Raw genomic sequence first — 16,966 nt, 5'->3', positions numbered from 1 at the left:
TCTCGTGGGGTGTCTGAAATCCCTCCCGAGGCGGGTACCGCCGGCTCGACCGCGCCGGACGGCGACCATTGGCCGGCGGCCGCCGATCGGGCTCGCCTGCATTTCGTATCCGGCAAGGGGGGCACGGGGAAGACGACCGTCGCCGCGGTGCTCGCGCTCGCCCTGGCCGCCGGTGGCCGCAAGGTCCTGCTGATCGAGGTCGAGGAGCGCCAGGGCATCGCGCAGTTGTTCGATCTTCCGCCGCTGAAGTCGACCGAGACGCGGATCGCCAGCGCCGCGGACGGCGGTGAGGTCTACGCGCTTGCCGTCGATATCGAGGCGACCTTCCTCGAATACCTCGACATGTTCTACAACCTCGGCTTCGCCGGGCGCGCGATGCGCCGCGTCGGCGCGGTCGACTTCGCGACGACGATCGCGCCGGGTCTCAAGGACGTCCTGCTCACCGGCAAGATCAAGGAGTGCGTGGTCCGCCGCGATCCCGACGGCAGCCATACCTACGACGCGGTGGTGGTCGACGCGCCGCCGACCGGCCGCATCCACACCTTCCTGGACGTCACCCGCGCGATGTCCGATCTCGCCCGCGGCGGCCCGATCCGCTCGCAGGCCGACGGAGTCGTGCGGCTGCTGCATTCGTCGGAGACGGCGGTGCACCTGGTGACGCTGCTCGAAGCCCTGCCGGTACAGGAGACCGTCGACGCGGCGACCGACCTGCGCAAGGCGGGGATGAACCTCGGCGCGATCATCGTCAACCGGTCCCACCGGCCGTTGTTGCCCCCGGAGGAACTCGCGGAGGCGGCCGAGGGGCGGATCGACGCCGCGCGGGTCGAGGCGGACCTGCGCTCGGTGGGCATCGAACTGTCCCCCGAGGACTTCGCGGGCCTGTTGACCGAGACGATCGAACACGCCGCGACGCTGCAGACGCAGGTCACCAGCGCCGAGGGGCTCGCCGAGCTCGACGCGCCGCGACTGGTGCTGCCGGAGCTGCCGGACGGGATGGACCTCGGCGGGCTCTACGAATTGGCCGGCCTGATGATCGAGGAGGGCGTGAAGTGAACTCCGCATTCGATGTCTCGGAGATGCTGACCAACCCGGCCAACCGGATCGTGGTCTGTTGTGGCGCAGGCGGGGTCGGCAAGACCACCACCGCCGCCGCGATCGCGCTGCGGGCGGCCGAATCGGGCCGCCGAGTGGTCGTGCTGACGATCGACCCCGCCCGCCGCCTCGCCCAGGCACTCGGCGTCCAGGAGTTGGACAACACCCCGCAGCCGGTGGCCCTCGGGCCGGAGGCGACCGGCGAGCTCTACGCGATGATGCTCAATATGCGGCGCACCTTCGACGAGATGGTGCTCGAACACGCCACCCCGGAGAAGGCCGAAGCGATCCTGGCCAACCCCTTCTACCAAACCGTCGCGACCTCGTTCTCCGGGACGCAGGAGTACATGGCGATGGAGAAGCTCGGCCAGTTGGTCGGTCAGGAGCAGTGGGACCTGGTCGTCGTCGACACCCCGCCGTCGCGCAACGCCCTCGACTTTCTCGACGCGCCGCAGCGGCTCGGTTCATTCCTCGACGGTCGGATGATCCGACTGCTGATGGCGCCGGGCCGCGGGATCGGTCGGATGGTCACCGGGGTGATGAGCCTGGCGATGAAGGGGGTCTCGACAGTGGTGGGCAGCAATATGCTCGCCGACGCGTCCACCTTCGTCCAGTCGTTCGATTCGCTGTTCGACAGTTTCCAGCAGCGCGCGACGATGACCTACAACGTGCTGCGCAAGGAGGGGACCAACTTCGTGGTGGTGTCCTCGGCGGAGCCGGACGCGCTGCGGGAGGCGTCGTTCTTCGTCGACCGGCTGCGGGCGGAGTCGATGCCGCTGGCCGGGTTGGTGGTCAATCGGACCCATCCGCGGTTGAGCGATCTGCAGGCCGATCACGCCGCGACCGCGGCCGACGCGCTGGCCGCCGAGGAGCGCACCGCTGCCGCCGATCACCGCTTGACCATCGGTGTGCTGCGCATTCACGTCGAACGGGCCGGGACCGCCAAGCGCGAGTTGGGCCTGCTGCGTCGATTCACCGCCGCGCACCCGCAGGTGCCGGTGGTCGGTGTGCCGTCGCTGCCGTTCGAGGTCTCGGACCTGACCGCGTTGCGCGCGGTCGGAGATCAGCTGACGGCCTGACCGATCGTCCGAAAACCCGCGGCTACCGAAACCCCGGCAACATCCGCCAAACCATTGTCCGGTACCCGCCGTCTCGGATACCATCGGCCCGACAGACAAGGACGTCGACCCGCGGCAGGCGGGTCGACGTCACGATCGAACGGTCAGCTCACGTTCTGATGTCGGCGCCGGGCCTCGAAGAAATCGGCCCACGACTCGACATCCGGATACTGCTTCAGCAGCGCTCGCCGCTGGCGCTCCGTCATACCGCCCCACACCCCGAACTCGACACGATTGTCGAGCGCATCCGCCCCGCACTCCATGAGAACCGGACAGTGACGACAGATCGTGGCCGCCTTGCGCTGCGCAGCTCCCCGCACGAAAAGCTGATCGGGATCAACTCCACGGCATCTCGCGTCCGAGACCCACGCGATCCTGGCTTCTGCCTGTGCAACGCTCTTCGCTGAGGTTGTCATCCGCATGCATCACCCTTTCACCTCGACCGGGAGACCGAGGTCCACCAGCCGCCCGCGCGTGACCTCACAGCTCGGGCCGCGCAGGGAAGCGACAATCACACTGCTGTGAGCGCCGCCCCACTTTTGCACTGCACTGTTATGTGAATCACACCTGCCGTAGGTCAATCTAAAGGAACGACGCCGCGAGCCGCAAGATCGGCAACGGTTTTTTTGGTACGGGCGTGCAAACGTTGACCAAATCGCAACAAAGCGGTTGGTCCGAGAGGTCCCGCACAACCGGCACCGGAGGCCGCCGGTGGAAGCACGTAGGCTGTCCGAGTGTCGATCGCAAAGACTATCGGGAAGCTGGCGGGCTGCTCCGCGCTTGCCGGTGTAGTTCTGGCAGGTGTCCTCTTTCCGGCGGCGGGCGGCTTCGGACTGGCCTCCAATCGTGCGGCCGACACGGTCGACAACGTCTCCGCCGAGCTGATCGAGGGCACCGTCCCCGCGGTCTCGACGATGGTCGACGCCGACGGCAATCCGATCGCCTGGCTCTACGACCAGCGCCGATTCGAGGTGCCGAGCGATCAGATCTCCAATGACATGAAGCTCGCGATCGTCTCGATCGAGGATCGCCGCTTCGCCGACCACGACGGCGTCGACTGGCAGGGCACCATCCGCGCGCTGCTGACCAACACCACCAGCGGCTCGGTCCAGCAGGGCGCTTCGACGATCGACCAGCAGTATGTGAAGAACTACCAGCTGCTGGTGGTCGCCAAGACCGACGCCGAACGCCGCGCCGCGATCGAGACAACCCCCGCGCGAAAGATCCGCGAGATCCGGATGGCGCTGACGCTCGACGACAAGCTGACCAAGGACGAGATCCTCACCCGCTATCTCAACCTGGTGCCCTTCGGCAACTCCTCCTACGGCATCCAGGACGCCGCCCGCACCTACTTCGGCGTCGACGCCAAGGACCTCTCGCTCACCCAGTCGGCGATGCTCGCCGGCATGGTGCAGTCGAGTTCGGCGCTCAACCCGTACACCAACCCCGAGGGTGTCCTCGAGCGTCGCAATACCGTGCTCGACACGATGATCCAGAACATCCCGGCCCGCGCGGACGAGATCCGCGCCGCCAAGGACCTGCCGCTCGGCGTGCTGCCGGAGCCGCAGGGACTGCCGCAGGGCTGCATCGCTTCCGGTGACCGCGGCTTCTTCTGCGACTACGCCATGCAGTACCTCGCCGAGGCGGGCATCAGCCGCGAACAGGTCAACCAGGGTGGCTACCTGATCCGCACCACCCTCGACCCGCGTGTCCAGGACTCGGTCAAGGCGTCTCTGGTGCGCAACACCAGCCCGACGGTCGACGACGTCGCCACCGTGATGAACGTGATCGCCCCCGGCCAGGACTCGCACCGGGTGATGGCGATGGCGTCGAGCCGCACCTACGGCCTCGACGGTGACGCCAACCAGACCGTCCAGCCGCAGCCCTACGCCCTCTCCGGCCACGGCGCGGGCTCGATCTTCAAGGTCTTCACCGTCGCCGCGGCGATGGAACGCGGCCTCGGCACCAGCGCCATCCTGCAGGTTCCGCGTCGCGTCGAGGTTCGCGGGCTCGGTGACGGTGGCGCCCGCAACTGCCCGTCCGGGGTCTACTGCGTCGAGAACGTCGGCAACTACCCGGCGTCGCTGTCGGTCCCCGACGCGCTGGCGCAGTCGCCGAATACCCCCTTCGTCCAGCTGATCCAGCAGGTCGGCGTCACCCCGACGGTCGACATGGCGGTCCGTCTGGGCCTGCGGTCCTATGCCCAGCCCAATACCTCCGGCTTCGGCGAGCAGTCGATGGCCGACTACCAGAAGGCCGCGAACCTCGGTTCGTTCACCCTCGGCCCCACCTGGGTCAACCCCCTGGAGCTGTCGAACGTCGCCGCGACGCTCGCCTCGGGCGGCCGCTGGTGCCCGCCGTCGCCGATCGATTCGATCTTCGACCGCAACGGCAACCCCGTCTCGCTGACCCAACAGGCCTGCGAGCAGGTCGTCGACCCGGGCCTGGCCAACACTCTGGCCAATGCGATGTCGAGGGACGACCTGGCCGGCGGTACCGCCGCAGGCGCGGCCGGCAGCGTCGGCTGGACCTACCCGGTCTCCGGTAAGACCGGTACCACCGAGTCGAATATGTCCTCCGGCTTCCTCGGCTTCACCAACCGCCTCGCGGGCGCGGTCTACACCTACGGCGATTCCCCGACGCCCGGCCAGATCTGCTCCTTCCCGATCCGGCCCTGCTCGAGCGGCAACCTCTACGGCGGCAACGAGCCGGCCCGAACCTGGTACGGCGCGATGCAGTCGATCGGAACCACCTTCGGTGACATCTCACTGCCGCCGATCGACGACCGGTACGTGCGCGGCTCGCAGCAGGCGCAGGTGCCGGACGTGGCGGGTATGTCGCAGTCGGCGGCCACCCAGCGCCTCGAGGCCGCGGGCTTCACGGTGTCCCCGTCGACCACCGCGGCCGCCGCCTCGCGCGGCACGGTGCTCTCCTCGTCGCCGGCCGGTTCCGCCGTGCCCGGCTCGGCGATCACCATCTACGTCAGCGATGGATCGGTGCAGACCGCGCCGCCGCCGCCGGCCGAACCGGACAGCAACCCGCCCGCGATCGACCTGCCGGAGCTCGACACCCCGGCCGCCGGCGACAACGCGACCCCGGCGACCCCCGGCCAGCCCTGACGCGCGCAGACTCCGCCGATATGGCGCCGCCCGATGCCGGCGCCATATCGGTGCGGGTGTGGCGCAGTCGGTCGGCGCCGCGAAATGCGGCGAACGGCGCACCGTTGCGTATTGTCGAGGAATGAGCCGTACAGCCCTGCCCGTCCGATCGACCTCCGGCTCATCGTCCACTCTGGGCAATGTGGCCACCGCGGCGCTGACCGGTGCGGCTCTCACAGCCGCCGGAATCGGTTATGCGACCCTGATCGAGCGCAACGCCTTCACGCTGCGCACGCTGACCTTGACGATGCTCCCGCCGGGCACGACACCGCTGCGCATCCTGCACATCTCCGATCTGCACATGACGCCGAGTCAGCGACTCAAGCAGCACTTCCTGCGCAGTCTCGATTCGCTGGAGCCGGATCTGGTGATCAATACCGGCGACAATCTCTCGCACCCCAAGGCCGTTCCCTCCGTGGTGCAATCGCTCGGACCGCTGCTGAATCGTCCGGGCGCCTTCGTGTTCGGATCGAACGACTACTTCGCGCCGGTTCCGAAGAATCCACTGACCTATCTGACCCGCACCGTGCCCAAGAAGCCGCGCGGGGAGGCGCTGCCCTGGCAGGACCTGCGGGCGGCGTTCACCGAGCAGGGCTGGCTCGACGCCACCCACTCGCACCGCACCTTCACCATCGGTGACCACCACATCGCGATCGCCGGTGTCGACGATCCGCATATCGGCCGCGACCGCTACCCGACGATCGCCGGACCGGCCGATCCCGAGGCGCTGACCATCGGGCTGACCCACTCGCCCGAGCCCCGCATCCTCGATCAGTTCGCCCGCGACGGCTACGAACTCGTCCTGGCCGGGCATACCCATGGTGGACAGCTCTGTGTGCCCTTCTACGGGCCCGTGATCACCAACTGCGAGTTGGACCGCAGCCGGGCGAAGGGACTCTCGCAGTGGGGCGAGCACACCCTCCTGCACGTCTCCGCGGGACTCGGCACCAGCCCCTGGGCCCCGGCCCGATTCTGCTGCCGTCCGGAAGCCAGCCTGATCACCCTCGAGCCGATCGCTCCCGGCAACGCCCGCGCCTCGCAGCTTATTCGCGTGCCGCGCACCACCGCGACGGTCTGAGCGTCGACAGCCTCGTCGCCACCGGTGGGTCCCCGCCCATGGGCCCGGAAATGGCCCGCTACGGCGCTCTGACCAGCCGGTTTAACGTCCGGGGCATAGCTGCTGTACGCTACGACGGGCAGCAAGCGGGGTGTGGCGCAGCTTGGTAGCGCGCTTCGTTCGGGACGAAGAGGTCGTGGGTTCGAATCCCGCCACCCCGACGCTAGGTCGAGATAGCAGGAGAGGGTCCGTTCGGTACTACCGAACGGACCCTCTCCGTATATCCGGGACGTCCGTATATCCGGGACGTCCGTGTATCCGGAAGCGTCCGACGTCCCTGCAGCCGGCTATCCCGTCGGATCCGCGTTCTCGGCGAGGTCGTCGATCTCCGTGGCGCGCACGTGCAGCATCCGGGCCCGGCCGACGTCGAAGAAGAGCCCGGCGATCGACAGCCGCCCGTCCGCCGCGGCCTGGCCGACCACCGGATGCCGGCCGAGCCGCTGCACCTGCAGCGCGACGTTGATCAGCGCCAGTTGGTCGGCCTCGCCGAAGCCGGCGGCGGCCGCCTGTCGCCCTACCGGATGCCCGGAACGCAGCAGCGCGACCGCCTGGTCGCCGTGCCGCAGCCACTCGCCGACCGGGCCGTCGAGCGGCTCGTCGGCCAGCAGCCCCTTCATCGCGCCGCAGTTCGAGTGCCCGCATACGATCAACGACGTCACCCCGAGGGTGGACACCGCGAACTCCAGGGCCGCCTCGACCGAACGGTCACCGTCGCGGTGTTCGGGCGAGGGGACCAGGTTGCCGACATTGCGGACGGTGAACAGATCGCCCGGGCCGCTGCTGGTGATCACGTTCGGCACGACCCGGGAGTCGGCGCAGGTGATGAACATCGTGTCCGGGTCCTGCGTCTGCGCCAGTGGCGCCAGGCTGCGCTGCAGGTCCTCCGCCCGGCCCCGGTGGAACTGGTCGATGCCGGCGAAGATGTGCGTCAGCGAGCGATGCCGGCGCAGCGGCTGCGGTAGTCGGGCGTGCGCGGCCTCGGTCTGCCGGTCCCGCCAGCGCTGCGCCGAATCGTCGGTACCGGGTCGCACGGTACGGCTGGGCCGGATATCGCGGCTGCGGGCGAGGCGGGACTCGCCCTTCTCCCGGACGGTCACCGTGCCGCCGGCCGCCTCGTGTGCGCTCTGCCAGGCATGCAGCGCCGCCGTGGTCGGATGGTCGAGGTAGTCGACGTCGACCTCGACGATCGCGTGCGCCCCGGCCGGGATGCGGGCGAGTTGGCTGTCGAGCCGGGGTAGGGACAGGAACGAACAGGATCCGTGGATCGACACCGTCCACAGATCGTCGCGGACGCGATGCAGGTCGACACCGGCGCGCACCACCCGCCACAGCAGGATGACCACCGCCAGCGCCAGACCGATCGCGACGCCCTCGAGAAGGTTGAGGAAGACCACCGCGACCAGGGTGACCACGTAGACGATCAGATCGCCCGTGCGCCGGGCGAGGGTGACGTCCTGCTTCTTGATCAACCCGATCCCGATCATCACCAACAGGCCGGCCAGCGCGGCCAACGGAATCTCCTCCAGCGCGGCGACACCCACCAGGGCGAACAGCAGCACCCAGACTCCGTGCAGGATCGCGGAGGCGCGGCTGGTGGCACCGGATTCGACGTTGGTGGCGCTGCGCACGATCACACCGGTGACCGGCAGGCCACCGAGGGCACCGGAGGTCATATTGGCGGCGCCCTGCCCGAACAGTTCCCGGTCGAGATTGGTGCGGCGGCCCGGGCTCATCCGATCGACCGCGACGGCGGACAGCAGCGACTCCACGCCGGCGATCAGGGCGACGGTCAGCACACCGAGGGCGACCGAACCCCAGGCCCCGTCCGGCACCTCGGGCAGCGCGATCGCATCGATGATGTTGCCGTCCAGAGCGATCCGTCGCACCTCGGTACCCAGCGGGATCGACAGGGCGGTCACCGCGACCACCGCGACCAGCGGACCGGGGATGCGGCGCACCCGCGCCGGGGTCCGCTTCCAGGCCACCATGATCGCGACCACCCCGAGCCCGACCATCGTGTCGGCGACGCTGATCTGCTGCAGCGAGGTCGGCAGCCCGATCAGGTTGGCCCACGCCGAACTTCGGGCGTTGTCACCGAGCAGGACGTGCAGCTGCTGCAGCACGATCGTGACGCCGATGCCGGCGAGCATCGCGTGGACCACGACCGGCGAGATCGCCAGTGCCCACCGGGCGACCCGCGAGGCGGACAACACGATCTGCACCAGCCCTGCGAGGACGGTGATGAAGCAGGTTACCTGCCAACCGAATTCGGCGACCAGCGCAGCGACCACCACGGTCAGTCCCGCGGCGGGGCCGGATACCTGCAGCGGTGATCCCCCCAGGAAGCCGGCGACGATACCGCCGACGACGGCGGCGATCAGCCCGGCCTGAATCGGCGCCCCGGAGGCGACGGCGATACCCAGGGACAGCGGCACCGCTACCAGAAAGACCACCAGGCTGGCAGCGAGGTCGGAGCGCAGGTCACGTCCGGGACCGGCGGCGCCCTCGGGCGCCGGCATATCGACGGGACGGTCCTGCAGTGGTGTTGGTGAGACGGCATCGGGCACGGTAACTCCTCGAAACATCGTCGGGAATATTCGAGCATCTGCACAATCCACACGAAAGGAATCCGGTCCAAGAATTACACCAGTTCGTGCCGATATGCCATCAACGGAATTATTCGAGCAGTCTTGTCATACAGCGCGCCCGGGCTATTGCCGGCATCCCGAAACGTTCTGTTTATCCACTCTGTGACCAAGATCATCTTCAGCGTATTTACCGGACCGTTACCAACCTGCTAGCGGTGGCGATTTCACCTATGACCCCGCCGCACCGGCTACGGTCGAATGTTATCGATCACATATCTCCCGACCAACCGGCTGAGCGCGACAAAGGGGACATACCTCGCGAAGGTATGTCCCCTTTGTGGGCGGGCCCGCCGAGCGGGCTCCACGATCAGTCGCGCGCCGCGGTGACCCCCTCCTCCACCCGCTTGCCGAGATCCGGATCCACCTGATGCCAGTACTCGAACACCCTGCTCAGGACCGGCTCCCGCACACCGTCGAGGACGTGGCCGATGATGTTGTTCGCCAATCGTTCCCGCGCGGCGTCGTCCAGGACGTCGCGCACCAGGGTGCCCGCCTGCACGAAGTCGCCGTCATCGCGATGCCGCTCGACACCCGCGCGCTCGAATCGGGGTTCGAAGCCGCCCCAGGAGCCGTCGTACCCGTACCTGGCGGTATCCGCCGCGGGTCCTCCATAGCTGTTCGGCGCGTATACCGGCGTATTCGGCGGGTTGTATCGATAGGTCATCGACCCCTCCTTGGCGTAGGAATTCACCGGCGCCTTCGGAGTGTTCACCGGCAACTGGGCATAATTCGTACCGATGCGATAGCGATGTGCGTCCGCGTAGGAGAAGATGCGCCCCAGGAGCATCTTGTCGGGGCTTGCGGCGATACCGGGGACCAGATTCGACGGCTCGAATGCGGCCTGTTCGATCTGGGCGAAGAAATTCTCGGGATTCCTGTCGAGCGTCAGTTTTCCCACCTTGATCAGCGGATAGTCCTTCTGGGACCACACCTTGGTCAGGTCGAAAGGATTGAAGCGATAGGTCAGCGCGTCCTCGTACGGCATGATCTGGACGTACAGGGTCCAGCTCGGAAAGTCACCGCGCTCGATCGCGTCGAAGAGGTCTTTGCGGTGGACATCCGGGGCGGAACCGGCCAGTTCGTCCGCCTGATCCTGCGTGAGGAATTCGATGCCCTGATCGGTCTTGAAGTGGAACTTCACCCAGCAGCGGTCGGTATCGGACCGGTAGAACTGGTAGGTATGGGAGCCGAATCCGTCCATATGGCGGTACGTCTTCGGGAGGCCGCGGTCCCCCATCAGCCAGGTGACCTGGTGTGCCGACTCCGGACTGAGCGTCCAGAAGTCCCACTGCATGTTGTGATCGCGTAATCCCGACTGCGGCAAGCGCTTCTGGCTCCGAATGAAGTCGGGGAATTTGATCGAGTCCTGGATGAAGAAGATCGGGGTGTTGTTGCCGACCAGGTCCCAGTTACCTTCGGAGGTGTAGAACTTCAGCGCGAATCCGCGCGGATCGCGCCAGGTGTCGGGGCTGCCCTGTTCGCCGGCGACCGTCGAGAAGCGGGCGAGCGCCTCGGTGGTCACCCCCTTCTGCAGGGCGGCCACCTTGGTATACCGCGAGATGTCCTCGGTGATCTCGAGGGTGCCGAACGCCCCCGCGCCCTTGGCGTGAACCACGCGTTCCGGTACGCGTTCCCGGTTGAACTGGGCCAACTTCTCGACCAGGTAGTGGTCGTGCAGCAGGACCGGTCCGTTGACTCCGCTGGTCAAGGATTCCGAATCGCTCGGCACCGGGATTCCGGAGTTGTTGGTCGTCGGCTTCGGATCGGACATGCACTGCCTCCTCCCGACGGGCCGGGTTCGGCGCGGGAGGGGTCGACGCGCGTCCGACGACCGATCCACCGGGTCCGGCGTCACGTCGTGCTCAATTGCGTAAAAGTCTTGCGATACACGGATAGTCGCGCATCACACGGGCTGGAACACACCATCCGGGGCCGACGTCCGATTCGGCTCGAACCGCGGCCCACCGGTGGTGCATCCACATCCGAGTATCGTCCGGAACTCGGAGACGTCAAGATATGACGCCCTAACCTCGGCCGGCCGCCGGGACCCCGCGGGACCCACCGATCCCGCCGGCGAGTGCGCCGCTACCAGCCGAATTCGAACTGGTACCACGGTCCATCGGTGGGGCCGACCGGCATCTCGGTGTATCCGATCTGCCCCTCTCCGGGCGGCAGGCCGAGGCGATCGACTCCCTCCGGCCGGTAGGCGATCCCGGCGGGCCCCAGGAAGGTGGTGTCCATGTAGAGCAGGCAGCCGTCGTCGTCGCGATCGACCGACCGCACGGGGTAGACGCCGCGCCACTGCGTATCGGACGTCGGAGCGCAGGATTGCGCGGTGGCGGTCAGGGCGCCCTTCGAGACCTCCCAGCCGAGGCGGGGCATCGCGCCGCTCGCGATCGCGGCCACCATGATCAGTCCGACCGCCGGAGCGATCAACGCGCCGTTGTCCCAGCGGTACTTCCACACCTGTACGCCGACCAGGACACACCAGATCAGACCGAGGCCGAGCAGCGGCAGCAGCGCCAGAACCACGACGATCAGGCTCGGATAGAGCGGCAAGCTCGCTACGAGCAGAACCAGGAACAGCACCGCCACGGCGATCGGGATGACCCGCCGCACCAGCAGTCGCCACCACCGCGGCGCGACGGGGCGCGGTGTCCCCGTCGTCACCCGGTGACCTCGCTCGTCCGAGCCGATCAGACGAGCAGTTCGGCGATCTGGACGGTGTTGAGCGCGGCGCCCTTGCGCAGGTTGTCACCCGCGACGAAGAGAGCCAGGCCGTGCCCCTCGGGCGCGGAGAAGTCCGCGCGGATCCGGCCGACCAGCGACTCGTCGCTGCCCGCCGCCTCCAAGGGGGTCGGCACGTCGGTCAGCCGCACACCGGACGCCGACGCGAGGATCTCGGTCGCCTCCTGCGGCGACAGCGGCCGATCGAACTCGGCGTTGATTGACAGCGCGTGCCCGGTGAACACCGGAACCCGCACGCAGGTGCCGCTGACCAGCAGGCCGGGGATGTCGAGGATCTTGCGCGACTCGTTGCGCAGCTTGCGGTCCTCGTCGGTCTCGCCGGAGCCGTCGTCGAGCAGCGATCCGGCGAGCGGCAGCACGTTGAACGCGATCGGTGCGACGTACTTGACCGGCTCGGGGAAGGCGACCGCACCGCCGTCGTGGACGAGCTTCTCGGCGTCGCCGATCACCGCGCGCACCTGACCGGCGAGCTCCTGGACGCCGGCGAGCCCGCTGCCGGAGACAGCCTGGTAGCTCGACACGACCAGTCGGCGCAGGCCCGCACGATCGTGCAGCGGCTTGAGCACCGGCATCGCGGCCATCGTGGTGCAGTTCGGGTTGGCGATGATGCCCTTCGGCGGGGTCTTCGCCAGCTGCCCGTTGACCTCGCTGACGATCAGCGGGACGTCCGGGTCGCCGCGCCAGGCGGAGGAGTTGTCGATGACGGTGACGCCGGCGGCGGCGAACCGCGGCGCCTGCACCCGCGACATCGTCGCGCCCGCGGAGAACAGCGCGACGTCGAGCCCGGTCGGGTCGGCGGTCTCGGCGTCCTCGATGACGATCTGCTCGTCACCCCAGGGCAAGGTCTTGCCCGCCGAGCGCGAGGAGGCGAAGAACCGGATGGTGTCGACCGGGAACTTGCGCTGGGCGAGGATGCTGCGCATCACCTCGCCGACCTGGCCGGTCGCGCCGACCACTCCGATGGAGACCATGTCGATTACCTCCCGGTACCGGCGTAGACGACGGCTTCCTCGTCGCTGCCGAGGTTGAACGCTTCGTGCAGGGCGACGACGGCCTTGTTCAGGTCGTCCTCGTGGCAGAGCACCGAGATGCGGATCTCCGAGGTGGAGATCAGTTCGATGTTGATGCCGGCGCCGGCCAGCGCCTCACAGAACGTCGCGGTGACGCCCGGATGGCTGCGCATACCCGCGCCGACCAGGGAGACCTTGCCGATGTGCTCGTCGTAGAGCAGTTCGGTGAAACCGATTTCCTTCTGCAGCTCGGTCAGCCGGCGGACCGCCTTGGGGCCGTCGGCCTGCGGCAGGGTGAAGGTGATGTCGGTCTTGCCGGTCTCGACCTTGGAGATGTTCTGCAGGACCATGTCGATGTTGATGTCGACGTCGGCGATCGCGCGGAAGACCTTGGCCGCGTAGCCGGGGACGTCGGGCAGACCGGTCACGGTCACCTTCGCTTCGCCCCGGTCGTGCGCGACGCCGGTGAGCAGGGCCTCTTCCATCGGGATGTCCTCCATCGATCCGGTGACGATCGTGCCGGGCTTGTCGGTATACGACGAGCGCACGTGCACGGGAACGTTGTAGCGGCGCGCGTATTCGACGCAGCGCAGCATGAGCACCTTTGCGCCGCAGGCCGCCATCTCGAGCATCTCCTCGAAGGAGACGGTCTCGAGGCGCCGGGCGTTCGGCACCTTGCGAGGGTCGGCGGAGAAGACGCCGTCGACGTCGGTGTAGATCTCGCAGACGTCGGCCTTCAGCGCGGCGGCCAGCGCAACCGCGGTGGTGTCGGAACCGCCGCGACCGAGGGTGGTGACGTCTTTAGAGGTCTGGCTGACGCCCTGGAAGCCGGCGACCAGCACGATCTTGCCGTCGTCGAGCGCCTTGCGAACCCGGCCCGGGGTCACGTCGATGATCTTCGCGTTGCCGTGGGCCTCGGTGGTGATCACGCCGGCCTGCGAGCCGGTGAACGACTGCGCGTCCTCGCCGAGACCGGAGATCGCCATGGCGACCAGGGCGTTGGAGATCCGCTCGCCCGCGGTCAGCAGCATGTCGAGCTCGCGCGCCGGCGGGATATCGCAGACCTGCCCGGCGAGGTCGAGCAGATCATCGGTGGTGTCACCCATGGCCGACACCACGACGACCACATCGTTGCCGGCTCGCTTGGTCGCCACGATCCGCTCGGCCACCCGCTTCACGCGCTCCGCCGTGGCCACCGAGGATCCGCCGTACTTCTGGACGACGAGAGCCACCACTGCCCCTTTCGGACTGTCGGGCCGCATGGGTCGCGGCACACAATTGACCAGCTTACCGAGCCCGCCGGCCGGTGGCGACGGCGCGTTCGCCCCCGGGTGGGGAGGCGCCGGGTGCGGACTCGATTCGGGTCGACCCCAACTCGGGGAGTAGAGTTCTGAGGCATGCTCACGGTGTCGCGGCTCCTTCGGCGCCGCGGCGGGTTCTGACCAGATAACCGGCAGCCCGTCGCGGGTGATTCCGCGTGCCGGTTGACCATTGAATACCGAACCTCGAAAGAGCCTCCGTCATGACTCCCGCTGACGCATTCACCTCGACGTCGCGCACCATCGCCACACCCTCTCGGCCGGCCCCCGCCGATCAGCCCGTCTGGAATACCCAGAAGAACTCCTCGATGCCGGTCCACCGGTACCGCTCCTTCGCCGAGGAGGTCGAGACGATCTCGCTGCCCGACCGCACCTGGCCGGACCGGGTGATCGATCGGGCCCCGCTGTGGTGTGCGGTCGACCTGCGCGACGGCAACCAGGCGCTGATCGACCCGATGAGCCCGGCCCGCAAGCGCCGCATGTTCGACCTGCTGGTGCGGATGGGTTACAAGCAGATCGAGGTGGGCTTCCCGGCCGCCAGCCAGACCGACTTCGACTTCGTCCGCGAGATCATCGAGGACAACGTCATCCCGGACGACGTGACGATCCAGGTGCTGACCCAGTGCCGGCCCGAGCTGATCGAGCGCACCGTCGAGGCCTGCCGCGACGCGGCGAACGTCATCGTGCACTTCTACAACTCGACCTCGGTGCTGCAGCGCCGCGTCGTCTTCCGCGCCGACCGCGACGAGATCACCCGGATCGCCGTCGACGGCGCCCGCAAGGTGCTCGAGGAGACCACGAAGTACCCGGACACCAACTGGTCCTTCGAGTACTCGCCCGAGTCCTATACCGGCACCGAGCTGGAGTACGCCGTCGCGGTCTGCGACGCGGTGACCGAGGTGATCGCGCCGACGCCGCAGCATCCGATGATCATCAACCTGCCGGCGACGGTCGAGATGGCGACGCCGAACGTCTATGCCGACTCGATCGAGTGGATGCACCGCCACCTGGCGCGCCGCGACTCGATCCTGCTGAGCCTGCACCCGCACAACGACCGGGGCACCGGCGTCGCGGCCGCCGAACTGGGCTTCCAGGCCGGCGCCGACCGCATCGAGGGCTGCCTGTTCGGCAACGGCGAGCGCACCGGCAATGTCTGCCTGGTCACCCTGGGCCTGAACCTGTTCAGCCGCGGCGTCGACCCGCAGATCGACTTCACCGATATCGACGAGATCCGCCGCACGGTCGAGTACTGCAACCAGCTGCCGGTACCCGAGCGCCACCCCTACGGCGGCGACCTGGTCTACACCGCGTTCTCGGGCAGCCACCAGGATGCGATCAACAAGGGCCTCGATCAGATGAAGATCGACGCCGACGCCGCGGACGACGACGAGTCGAACATCCTGTGGCAGGTGCCCTATCTGCCGATCGATCCGAAGGACGTCGGCCGCAGCTACGAGGCGGTCATCCGGGTCAACTCGCAGTCCGGCAAGGGCGGCGTCGCCTACATCATGAAGGCCGACCACGGCCTGGTGCTGCCACGCCGACTGCAGATCGAGTTCTCCCGAGCGGTCCAGCAGGTCACCGACGGTGAGGGTGGCGAGGTGACCCCGAAGGAGATGTGGGACATCTTCGCCGAGGAGTACCTCAACCCGATCCGCCCGCTGGAGCGGATGCGTCAGCGCGTCACCGCCTCCGAGATCGACGGCGGCACCGACACCGTGACCGCTGTGGTCCTGGTCGACGGAGTCGAGCGGGAGATCACCGGTTCCGGCAACGGCCCGGTCGCCGCCTTTGTCGACGCCCTGGCCGGTATCGGCTTCCAGGTCGGCGTCCTCGATTACGGCCAGCACGCGCTGTCCGCCGGTGACGACGCCCAGGCCGCGGCCTACGTCGAGGCGAATGTCCTGCGCCCGGACGGCGAGTCGATCTCGGTCTGGGGTGTCGGTATCGCCCCGTCGACCACCACCGCCTCGCTGCGGGCGGTCGTCTCTGCCGTCAACCGCGGCCTGCGGTAGCCCCCGCGCCGGAACGGGTGTGTGGGGAGCCCCGCATCCACCGGCCGGCGGACACACTCCCCAATAGCGTTGGCTCGAGCCGGTACCCCGTCGGGCGTACCGGCTCGAGCGCGTTTACGGGGTGTCGAGGTGGCGGATGACCCGGGCCGGGTTGCCGACGGCCACCACGTTCGCCGGGATGTCCTTGGTGACGACGGATCCGGCGCCGATGATGCTGTTCGCGCCGATCGACACGCCGGGGCAGACGGTCACCCCGCCGCCGAGCCAGACGTTGTCGCCGATGGTGATCGGCTTCGCGGCCTCGAGCTTGTCGCGCCGCGGCTGCGGGTCCAACGGGTGGATCGGCGTCAGCAATTGGACGTTCGGGCCGATCTGGCAGTCGTCCCCGATGCGGATCGCGGCGACGTCGAGCGCGGTGAGGTTGAAATTGATGAACGTCCGCGCGCCGATCGAGATGTACTGCCCATAGTCGACGAACAGCGGCGGGCGGATCACGACGTCCTCGCCGAGGTCGCCGATCAACTCCGCCAACGTCGTTGCCGCTTCGGCGGCGCCGAAGATGGTCTCCCGGTGGTACCGGTCGGCCAGCGCCGCCGCGCGCCGCGCCGCCACGTCCATCTCCCCGTCGGCCACGTACCAGTCGCCGGCCTGCATCCGCTCGAGGGTGCTGCGGGGGTCGCCCGCGAAGTAGTCAACCGCCATGGATCCGATCGTAGGCCGGGACCCGGCGGGCGCGATGTG

At 68.1% G+C, this 16,966-nt stretch carries 12 protein-coding genes and 1 tRNA gene; 6 read left to right on the top strand and 7 right to left on the bottom strand.

Annotation, left to right across the window (positions count from 1 at the left end; genetic code table 11):
• Positions 1-18: 18 nt before the first annotated feature.
• Entirely contained in the window at positions 19-1,053 is a 1,035-nt protein-coding gene (gene bagA, locus MB1_RS13050; RefSeq protein WP_066908018.1) for an ATPase BagA, read from the top strand.
• On the top strand, positions 1,050-2,171 hold the full coding sequence (gene bagB / locus MB1_RS13045; protein ID WP_500778533.1) for an ATPase BagB: 1,122 nt from the start codon (positions 1,050-1,052) through the stop codon (positions 2,169-2,171). The genes bagA and bagB overlap by 4 nt, the downstream gene beginning before the upstream one ends.
• A 143-nt stretch (positions 2,172-2,314) precedes the next feature.
• On the opposite strand, the gene MB1_RS13040 is transcribed toward bagB, so the two are convergent.
• Positions 2,315-2,632, bottom strand: a complete 318-nt coding sequence (locus tag MB1_RS13040) for a WhiB family transcriptional regulator (protein ID WP_066907721.1) — start codon at positions 2,630-2,632, stop codon at positions 2,315-2,317.
• Positions 2,633-2,962: 330 nt separating this feature from the next.
• On the opposite strand from MB1_RS13040, the gene MB1_RS13035 reads away from it, so the two are divergent.
• From MB1_RS13035 to MB1_RS13025, 3 genes are all read left to right on the top strand, one after another.
• On the top strand, positions 2,963-5,329 hold the full coding sequence (locus MB1_RS13035) for a penicillin-binding protein (RefSeq protein ID WP_066908015.1): 2,367 nt from the start codon (positions 2,963-2,965) through the stop codon (positions 5,327-5,329).
• 121 nt (positions 5,330-5,450) lie between these two features.
• Positions 5,451-6,446 carry a metallophosphoesterase gene (locus MB1_RS13030; RefSeq protein WP_084351684.1) on the top strand — a complete coding sequence of 332 codons (996 nt, stop codon included), beginning with the start codon at positions 5,451-5,453 and terminating at the stop codon, positions 6,444-6,446.
• A 126-nt stretch (positions 6,447-6,572) separates the two neighbouring features.
• Positions 6,573-6,646 (top strand) — tRNA-Pro (locus MB1_RS13025).
• Between the two features lie 126 nt (positions 6,647-6,772).
• On the opposite strand, the gene MB1_RS13020 is transcribed toward MB1_RS13025, so the two are convergent.
• The 5 genes from MB1_RS13020 to MB1_RS13000 all read right to left on the bottom strand — a co-directional run bounded on the left by MB1_RS13020 (position 6,773) and on the right by MB1_RS13000 (position 14,123).
• Positions 6,773-9,004 (bottom strand): SulP family inorganic anion transporter, encoded by a 2,232-nt coding sequence (locus MB1_RS13020; RefSeq protein WP_066907719.1) that lies wholly within the window; start codon positions 9,002-9,004, stop codon positions 6,773-6,775.
• A 436-nt stretch (positions 9,005-9,440) separates the two neighbouring features.
• Complete coding sequence (locus tag MB1_RS13015) at positions 9,441-10,904, bottom strand: catalase (RefSeq protein ID WP_066907717.1); 1,464 nt, start codon at positions 10,902-10,904, stop codon at positions 9,441-9,443.
• A 314-nt stretch (positions 10,905-11,218) separates the two neighbouring features.
• Positions 11,219-11,803, bottom strand: a complete 585-nt coding sequence (locus tag MB1_RS13010; RefSeq protein WP_066907714.1) for a hypothetical protein — start codon at positions 11,801-11,803, stop codon at positions 11,219-11,221.
• Positions 11,804-11,829: 26 nt separating this feature from the next.
• On the bottom strand, positions 11,830-12,852 hold the full coding sequence (locus tag MB1_RS13005) for an aspartate-semialdehyde dehydrogenase (RefSeq protein ID WP_066907711.1): 1,023 nt from the start codon (positions 12,850-12,852) through the stop codon (positions 11,830-11,832).
• Positions 12,853-12,857: 5 nt separating this feature from the next.
• The gene (locus MB1_RS13000; RefSeq protein WP_066907708.1) at positions 12,858-14,123 is read right to left on the bottom strand and encodes an aspartate kinase; all 1,266 of its coding nucleotides are present in this window, start codon (positions 14,121-14,123) and stop codon (positions 12,858-12,860) included.
• 290 nt (positions 14,124-14,413) lie between these two features.
• On the opposite strand from MB1_RS13000, the gene leuA reads away from it, so the two are divergent.
• On the top strand, positions 14,414-16,225 hold the full coding sequence (gene leuA / locus MB1_RS12995; RefSeq protein ID WP_066907705.1) for a 2-isopropylmalate synthase: 1,812 nt from the start codon (positions 14,414-14,416) through the stop codon (positions 16,223-16,225).
• A gap of 114 nt (positions 16,226-16,339) precedes the next feature.
• On the opposite strand, the gene MB1_RS12990 is transcribed toward leuA, so the two are convergent.
• Positions 16,340-16,927: a sugar O-acetyltransferase gene (locus MB1_RS12990; RefSeq protein ID WP_066907702.1), complete on the bottom strand. Its 588-nt coding sequence runs from the start codon at positions 16,925-16,927 to the stop codon at positions 16,340-16,342.
• Positions 16,928-16,966 lie beyond the last annotated feature (39 nt).

The sequence above is a fragment of the Millisia brevis NBRC 105863 genome, assembly GCF_001552615.1.
In the GTDB taxonomy this organism is placed as follows: domain Bacteria; phylum Actinomycetota; class Actinomycetes; order Mycobacteriales; family Mycobacteriaceae; genus Millisia; species Millisia brevis.
This window is presented reverse-complemented; position numbering and strand designations above follow the sequence as displayed.